The organism is Microbispora sp. H10670 (assembly GCF_014161385.1).
Lineage (GTDB): Bacteria > Actinomycetota > Actinomycetes > Streptosporangiales > Streptosporangiaceae > Microbispora > Microbispora triticiradicis.
The window spans coordinates 320,897-328,786 of the sequence record NZ_JABBWW010000008.1; the positions used below are offsets into that span (position 1 = coordinate 320,897).

The window sequence follows — 7,890 nt, forward strand, 5'->3', positions numbered from 1 at the left end:
AGCCTCCCGCACGTGAGCAGGGCAGCGAAACCGGCGTACCGGTGCGGCGAGTGCGGCTGGACCACGGTCAAGTGGGTCGGCAGATGCGGGGAGTGCCAGGCGTGGGGCACGGTCGAGGAGGCCGGGGCCCGGCAGGGCGTCCACGTGGTCAAGCCGGGTGCGGTCACCGCGCCGGCGGTGCCCATCGGCCAGGTCAAGGCCGAGGTGGTGAGCGCGCGGACGACGGGCGTGCCCGAACTCGACCGCGTGCTCGGCGGCGGCATGGTCCCCGGTGCGGTCGTGCTTCTCGCCGGGGAGCCCGGCATCGGCAAGTCGACGCTGCTCCTGGAGGCCGCCGCCCGCACCGCGCAGGGCGAGACCGTCCTCTACGTGACCGGCGAGGAGTCCGCGGCCCAGGTGCGCATGCGCGCCGACCGCATCGGCGCGATCGAGGACCGGCTCTATCTCGCGGCCGAGACCGACCTGTCCGCGCTGGCGGCCCACGTGGACAAGGTGCGGCCCGGCCTGCTGATCGTCGACTCGGTGCAGACGATCGGCTCGGCCGACGTCTCGGGCGTGCCCGGCGGCGTGACCCAGGTCAGGGAGGTCGCGGGCAACCTGGTCCGCCTCGCCAAGGAGCGGGCCATGACGACCGTGCTCGTCGGCCACGTCACCAAGGACGGCACGATCGCCGGCCCCCGCGTGCTGGAACACCTGGTGGACGTCGTCCTCCACTTCGAGGGCGACCGCAACTCGCGGCTGCGGCTGGTGCGCGCGGTGAAGAACCGCTTCGGCCCGATCGACGAGGTCGGCTGCTTCGACCTGAACGAGCGCGGGATCACCGGGATCTCCGACCCGAGCGGGCTGTTCGTCTCGCGCCATCCCGAGCCGGTGCCGGGCACCTGCGTCACCGTCACCATCGAGGGCACCCGGCCGCTTCCGGCGGAGCTTCAGGCCCTGGTCGGCCCCACCGAGGCCCCGCAGCCCCGCCGCACCTCCTCGGGCCTCGACTCCTACCGCGTGGCGATGGTGCTCGCCGTAATCGAGCGGCGGCTGCGCGCGAAGATCGGCAAGTGTGACGTCTTCACGGCGACCGTGGGCGGGATCCGGCTGACCGACCCGGCCGTCGATCTCGCGCTGATGCTGTCGGTCGTGAGCGCGGCCGGCGACCAGGCGCTGCCCTCGGGGCTCGTCGTGCTCGGCGAGGTCGGCCTCGCCGGTGAGCTGCGGCCCGTACGGGACGTGCGGCGGCGGCTGGCCGAGGCGGCGCGGCTGGGTTTCACCCGGGCCCTGGTGCCGTCCGGCTCGCTGGAGGAGGAATCCCCCCGGCTGGACAACGCGGCGAGCCGCGGCCGTCTCGTGGCGCTGCGCTCGCCGGTCGGCCGCACCACCTCCTTCGCGCCGGGCTTCGAGGTGACGGAGGTCGAGAACGTCTGGGACGCCATCAACCACATGAGCTGAGCCGGGACAGGGTGCGGTGGGGTGCGCTGTGCCACAGGTGAGCATGACGTCACGCGGGTAAACTGAGGCCTTCATCGAGCCCCAAAGGGGCTTCAACCGGCCGGCCGCGGAGCGTATCGCGGACCTCGCGCGGCGAGGACCGGTAGACAGACGATCCCACGGAGACGATCGGGCGAGCCCACCGAGGTGCATGTGCTGGACAACGACAAGGCGGCCGACGAGCGCAGACGGGCCGTGCTCGCCACGCTCGCCCCGGGGACGGCGCTGCGCGACGGCCTGGAGCGCATCCTGCGCGGTCACACCGGCGGCCTGATCGTGCTCGGCTACGACCGCACCGTCGAGGACATCTGCACGGGCGGGTTCACCCTCGACGTCGAGTTCTCCGCGACCCGCCTCCGCGAGCTGGCCAAGATGGACGGCGCGATCGTGCTCGACGTGGCCCAGCTCAGGATCGTGCGGGCGGCCGTGCATCTCGTGCCGGACCCCGCGATCCCCACCAACGAATCCGGCACCCGGCACCGTACGGCCCAGCGGGTGGCCAGGCAGACGTCGCTCCCGGTCATCGCGATCAGCAAGTCCATGCGGATCATCGCGCTCTACCTCGACGGCATCCGCTACGTGCTGGAGGAGTCGGCCGCGATCCTGTCCAAGGCCAACCAGGCCCTCGCCACGCTCGAACGCTACAAGATGCGGCTCGACGAGGTCTCCGGCGCGTTGTCGGCCCTGGAGATCGAGGATCTGGTCACGGTCCGCGACGTGGCGGTCGTGGTGCAGCGCCTGGAGATGGTCCGCCGCATCGCCCGGGAGATCGAGGGGTACGTCGTCGAGCTCGGCACCGACGGGCGGCTGCTGTCCCTCCAGCTCGACGAACTGTTCGCCGGAGTGGAGACCGACCACCGGCAGATCATCCGCGACTACGTCCCCGGCTCGCTCGGCGCGCGCCCGTACGGCGACGGCGACGCGATACGCGAGCTCGACGAGCTGTCCTCCGGCGACCTGCTCGACCTGGCGAAGGTCGCCCAGATCCTGGGCCACCACGGCACCGAGGCCCTCGACACGCCGGTCAGCCCCCGCGGCTTCCGCCTGCTGACCCGGGTCCCCCGGCTGCCCGGCGCGATCGTCGACCGGCTCGTCGACCACTTCGGCGGCCTGCAGAAGCTGCTGGCGGCCACCACCGACGACCTCCAGGCCGTCGGCGGCGTGGGCGAGACCCGGGCCCGCAGCGTCCGCGAGGGCCTGTCCCGCCTCGCCGAGTCGTCCATCCTGGAGCGCTATCTCTGACCCGCGTTACGGCGGAGTCAACGCAGGTGGAAGACGACCTTCGGGCTCTTGAGCCGGCCCGCGTGCGCGGTCGCGACGTACGTCCCGGGATCGGCGGACGACCGCTTGCCGGCGCAGGTGGTGCCCGAGCGGTGGCGGTCCCACCGGACCGTGCGGACGAAGGGGATCCCCCGCTCCAGCGCCTGCCGGTCCACGCCGTCGCCCGCCACGCAGTCGGCGGTCGACCACACCCGCTCGCCGCCCGACAGCACCCGCATCTCCAGGGTGCGCGGCCCCACGTCCACCGTGCACTCGACCCTGCCCGTGCTCACGACCGTCAGCAGGAAGGTCGGCGCGGTGTCCTTGCCGTACACGTCCTGCCCGCTCTGCAGGGCGAGCACGAGGTCCTTCTCGTCGCAGGGGTCGCCGGGACGGCGCGGCCTGCCGGGCGTGGGCGAGGCCGAGCCCGATGCGGACGGGGACGGTTGCCCCGGGATCGCGGCCGAGCCGGCCGTCTTCGCGGGCAGGCCCGCGGGGAGCGAGACCACCAGCCGGTCTGAGGGCGTCGTCCTGACGACGGCGGCGGTGTCGTCCGATCGTCCCGAGGCGCTGCTGCACGCCCATGCCACGACCGCCACCACGACGAGCATCCCCGTGAGCACCGACACCCGGCGGCGCCAGTAGACGTCCGCCCCCTCGACGCCCACGTCACCACGGAAAGTGTCCGGATCCATACGGACAGTATGGGGAGACGTGGCGCGGCAGGGGAAACAACGCGCCGTGTCATGCGCTTTCCCAGGTCATCGGCCTGCCGGTCCTTTCCGGACTTGGACGGCGATGCGCGGCATTGGCCCGGCGGAGAACGCTGCCCGGCCACGCGCGGCGGGGCCGGTCGGTAGGGTCGGGGCTGTGTCAGCCTCCCTGCGTGAACCCATCCTCGACTGGTACGCCGAGCACAACCGCGACCTGCCCTGGCGGCGCCCCGAGGCGACGCCGTGGGGCATCCTGGTGAGCGAGATCATGCTCCAGCAGACGCCCGTCGCCCGGGTGCTGCCCGTGTGGACCGAGTGGATGGAGCGCTGGCCCACTCCGGAGGCGCTCGCGAAGGAGTCCCCCGGCGAGGCCGTGCGGCACTGGGGACGGCTCGGCTACCCGCGCAGGGCGCTCAAGCTCCACGCCTGCGCGCGCGCCATCACGACGGACCACGGAGGACGGGTGCCGTCCACGTACGACGAGCTTCTGGCCCTCCCCGGGATCGGCGACTACACGGCCGCCGCCGTGGCCAGTTTCGCGTACGGCGGCAGCCACGCCGTGCTGGACACCAACGTGCGGCGGGTGCTGGCCCGGGCCGTCCGGGGCGAGGAGTACCCGCCGAAGGCCCCCACGGCGGCCGAGCGGCGCCTGGCGGAGTCCTTGGTGCCCCCGGTCGGCGCACCGCGCTGGGCCGTCGCCGTGATGGAACTGGGCGCGCTGGTCTGCACGGCGCGGGCGCCGCGGTGCGAGCGCTGCCCGGTCACCTCCCGGTGCGCCTGGCGGCTGGCCGGCCGCCCCGCCCACGACGGCCCGGCGCGTCAGGGCCAGACGTACGCGGGCACCGACCGGCAGTGCCGGGGACGCCTGCTCGCCGTGCTCAGGGAGGCGCACGGCCCGGTGCCGAAGCAGGCGCTGGACGCCGTCTGGGCCGACCACGTGCAGCGGGAGCGCGCCCTGGACGGCCTTCTCGACGACGGCCTGGCGGAGACGCTGCCCGACGGCACCTACCAGTTGCCCTCCTGACCGGCCGGTCGCCCTCCTGACCAGGTCCTCAGGCGGCGAGCTTCAGGCCGAGGGCGGTGAGGTTGCGGCGGGTCCAGTCGAGCTCGTCGGCGAGCTTCGCGACGAGGGCGGCGGGGCCCTTCGCCTTGGGGGTGGTCCCGTGGTGGGCCTCCACCTCCACGTGCGCGGTGCCGTTCACCGCGCCCGACAGGATCGCGGTGAGCGTGTCGGCGATCACCGGCTGCGTGCTCGGAATCTCCTGGCCGTGGTCGTGCACGTGGCTCAGCTTGACCACGGGCGCACCCGCGAGGGCGAGCCCGCGCAGCGCCGCGTCCGGCTCCTCCGCGCCGCACGACAGGTGGCAGGCGTCCAGGCAGACGCCGAGGTGCTCGGAGTCGATGTCGCACACGCGCGCCAGCGCCTGCTCCGTGGTCTCCAGCACGCAACCGGGCCAGGGCTCGAATCCCACCCGGATCGTCTTGCCGGTGACGCTGTAGAGGCCGCGAAGCTCCCGCGACAGCCGTTCGAGGCGGCGGGAGGCGATGGAGTGCAGGTCGGCGGGCCAGTCGCGGCGCCAGCCGATGGGAATCGTCGAGATCCCACCCGACTGCACGTCGTCGGGCAGCAGGAACGCGAGGATCTTCGCCAGCGACATCGTGTAGCGGTAGCGCTCCGGCTTGGCCCAGTCGGGCCCCGGCACGTCCTGGTTGCGCCCGCCGGTGCCGTTCAGACTGACGCACTCCAGGCCGCGCTCCTCCAGCGAGCGGCGCAGCCGCACGAGTTCGATGCGGTCGGCGACCAGGTGGTCGGCCACGGCGGGGGCGAGCCACAGGCCGATGCCCAGCCGCTCGACGCCCAGTCTCCTGCGCACGGGCACGGCGTATCGCGTGAGGTGGGCGATCAGGTTCTCCAGGTCCTCCGCGGGATGTACGCCCGCGTTGTAGGCCAGGTGAACCAGCGTCCCGTCGTCGTGCAACAGGCGCATCAGTGCCTCCAAGGCTTGTGCACTTCCGGACCGCCATTTCACCCACGAGGGGTGTCCCGACCGCATGGGACGCCGGTCCTCCTATCACCGGGATCCACCCGGCCGGACCGAGCCTCCCCCGTACGCCCGGCCCACCGCGTCCCTCCCGCAGCGGATCTCAGGTACGTCGCGGGAATGACACGAGTGGCCCGTCATGCGCCTCCGGCATGCCGGTGGCGCAGTCTGACTCTACAAAGTGTAGTACTACGTTCGGTGGTGTGATACCGGTTCTCGTCCACTATGTTGCGCGCGTGTTACCTGGATCGCCGGAGCCCCGGCGGCCGTGGTGCTCCGGAACGCCGAAGGGGCGCCCCTCGCGGAGCGCCCCTTCAGGTGGAACAGGTTGTTCGGGCTGTGCCGGCTGTCGCAGGACGGTCAGCGCTGGACCGTCTCCGCGATCGAGGCCGCCGAGTCCGGCACGGACGGGCTCTTGGCCTCGCCCGTGAAGGTGAACTTGGCGTTGTCGCCCTCGCCCTCGATGTCGATCTTCACGACCTGGCCCGGCCGCAGCTCGCCGTAGAGGATCTTCTCCGACAGGGTGTCCTCCAGCTCGCGCTGGATCGTCCGGCGCAGCGGACGGGCGCCCATCACCGGGTCGTATCCCCGGTCGGCCAGCAGCTGCTTGGCGGCCGACGTCAGCTCCAGGCCCATGTCGCGGTCCTTGAGACGCTCGGCCACCTGGGCGAGCATCAGGTCCACGATCTGGATGATCTCCTTGGGCGTCAGCTGGTGGAAGACCACGATGTCGTCGACGCGGTTGAGGAACTCCGGCCGGAAGTGCTGCTTGAGCTCCTCCTGCACCTTCGCCTTCATCCGGTCGTAGTTCGACTCGGTGTCGTCGGACCGGGCGAACCCGACCCCGATGCCCTTGGAGATGTCCCGGGTGCCGAGGTTGGTCGTCATGATGATGACGGTGTTCTTGAAGTCCACCACCCGGCCCTGGGCGTCGGTCAGGCGACCGTCCTCCAGGATCTGCAGCAGCGAGTTGAAGATGTCCGGGTGGGCCTTCTCGATCTCGTCGAACAGGACGACCGAGAACGGCTTGCGCCGCACCTTCTCGGTCAGCTGGCCGCCCTCCTCGTACCCGACGTAGCCGGGCGGGGAGCCGAACAGCCGCGAGACGGTGTGCTTCTCCATGAACTCCGACATGTCCAGCATGATCAGCGCGTCTTCGTCCCCGAACAGGAACTCCGCCAGCGCCTTGGACAGCTCGGTCTTACCGACTCCGGAGGGGCCGGCGAAGATGAACGAGCCACCGGGACGGCGCGGGTCCTTCAGACCGGCGCGGGTGCGGCGGATCGACCGCGACAGGCCCTTGATGGCGTCGTCCTGGCCGATGATCCGCTTGTGCAGCTCGTCCTCCATGCGGAGCAGCCGCTGCGACTCCTCCTCGGTGAGCTTGAAGACCGGGATGCCGGTGGCGGTGGCCAGGACCTCGGCGATGAGCTCCTCGGTGACCTCGGCCACGACGTCCATGTCGCCGGCCTTCCACTCCTTCTCCCGGCGCTCGCGCTTGAGCTGGAGCTGCTTCTCCTGGTCGCGCAGCGCGGCGGCCTTCTCGAAGTCCTGCGCGTCGATCGCGGACTCCTTCTCACGCCGGACGTTCGCGATCTTCTCGTCGTACTCGCGCAGGTCCGGCGGCGCGGTCATCCGGCGGATCCGCATCCGCGAGCCCGCCTCGTCGATCAGGTCGATCGCCTTGTCCGGCAGGAACCGGTCGCTGATGTAGCGGTCGGCCAGCGTCGCGGCGGCCACCAGCGCGCTGTCGGTGATCGACACACGGTGGTGCGCCTCGTAACGGTCCCGCAGGCCCTTGAGGATCTCGATCGTGTGCGACAGGCTCGGCTCGGCCACCTGGATCGGCTGGAACCGCCGCTCCAGCGCGGCGTCCTTCTCCAGGTGCTTGCGGTACTCGTCCAGCGTCGTGGCGCCGATGGTCTGCAGCTCACCGCGGGCCAGCATCGGCTTGAGGATGCTGGCGGCGTCGATGGCGCCCTCGGCGGCGCCCGCGCCGACGAGCGTGTGCAGCTCGTCGATGAACAGGATGATGTCGCCGCGGGTGCGGATCTCCTTGAGGACCTTCTTCAGGCGTTCCTCGAAGTCGCCGCGGTAGCGCGACCCGGCCACCAGAGCGCCGAGGTCGAGGGTGTAGAGCTGCTTGTCCTTCAGCGTCTCGGGCACCTCACCCTTGACGATCTTCTGGGACAGGCCCTCCACCACCGCGGTCTTGCCCACACCGGGCTCGCCGACCAGCACCGGGTTGTTCTTGGTCCTCCTGGAGAGGACCTGCATGACGCGCTCGATCTCCTTGTCCCGGCCGATCACCGGGTCGAGCTTGCCCTCCCGCGCGGCCTGGGTCAGGTTCCGCCCGAACTGGTCCAGCACCAGCGACGTCGACGGCGCCGACTCCT

General features: G+C 71.6%; 6 protein-coding genes. 3 read left to right on the forward strand and 3 right to left on the reverse strand.

Translation table 11 applies throughout. The features are described 5' to 3' along the window. Nucleotides 1-12: 12 nt before the first annotated feature. Entirely contained in the window at nt 13-1,440 is a 1,428-nt protein-coding gene (radA, locus tag HHX33_RS15095) for a DNA repair protein RadA (protein WP_182875129.1), read from the forward strand. A gap of 192 nt (nt 1,441-1,632) precedes the next feature. Further along, nucleotides 1,633-2,721 (forward strand): DNA integrity scanning diadenylate cyclase DisA, encoded by a 1,089-nt coding sequence (disA, locus tag HHX33_RS15100; protein ID WP_182875130.1) that lies wholly within the window; start codon nt 1,633-1,635, stop codon nt 2,719-2,721. Between the two features lie 17 nt (nt 2,722-2,738). Here disA and HHX33_RS15105 read toward each other — a convergent pair whose 3' ends face one another. Then, nucleotides 2,739-3,434 (reverse strand): hypothetical protein, encoded by a 696-nt coding sequence (locus HHX33_RS15105; RefSeq protein ID WP_182875131.1) that lies wholly within the window; start codon nt 3,432-3,434, stop codon nt 2,739-2,741. 175 nt (nt 3,435-3,609) lie between these two features. On the opposite strand from HHX33_RS15105, the gene HHX33_RS15110 reads away from it, so the two are divergent. Continuing rightward, nucleotides 3,610-4,476, forward strand: a complete 867-nt coding sequence (locus HHX33_RS15110) for an A/G-specific adenine glycosylase (RefSeq protein ID WP_310741380.1) — start codon at nt 3,610-3,612, stop codon at nt 4,474-4,476. 28 nt (nt 4,477-4,504) lie between these two features. On the opposite strand, the gene HHX33_RS15115 is transcribed toward HHX33_RS15110, so the two are convergent. Further along, complete coding sequence (locus HHX33_RS15115) at nt 4,505-5,440, reverse strand: TIM barrel protein (protein ID WP_111701156.1); 936 nt, start codon at nt 5,438-5,440, stop codon at nt 4,505-4,507. A gap of 414 nt (nt 5,441-5,854) precedes the next feature. After that, nucleotides 5,855-7,890: ATP-dependent Clp protease ATP-binding subunit (locus tag HHX33_RS15120; protein WP_182875133.1), on the reverse strand; the 2,036-nt coding region annotated here is incomplete at its 5' end.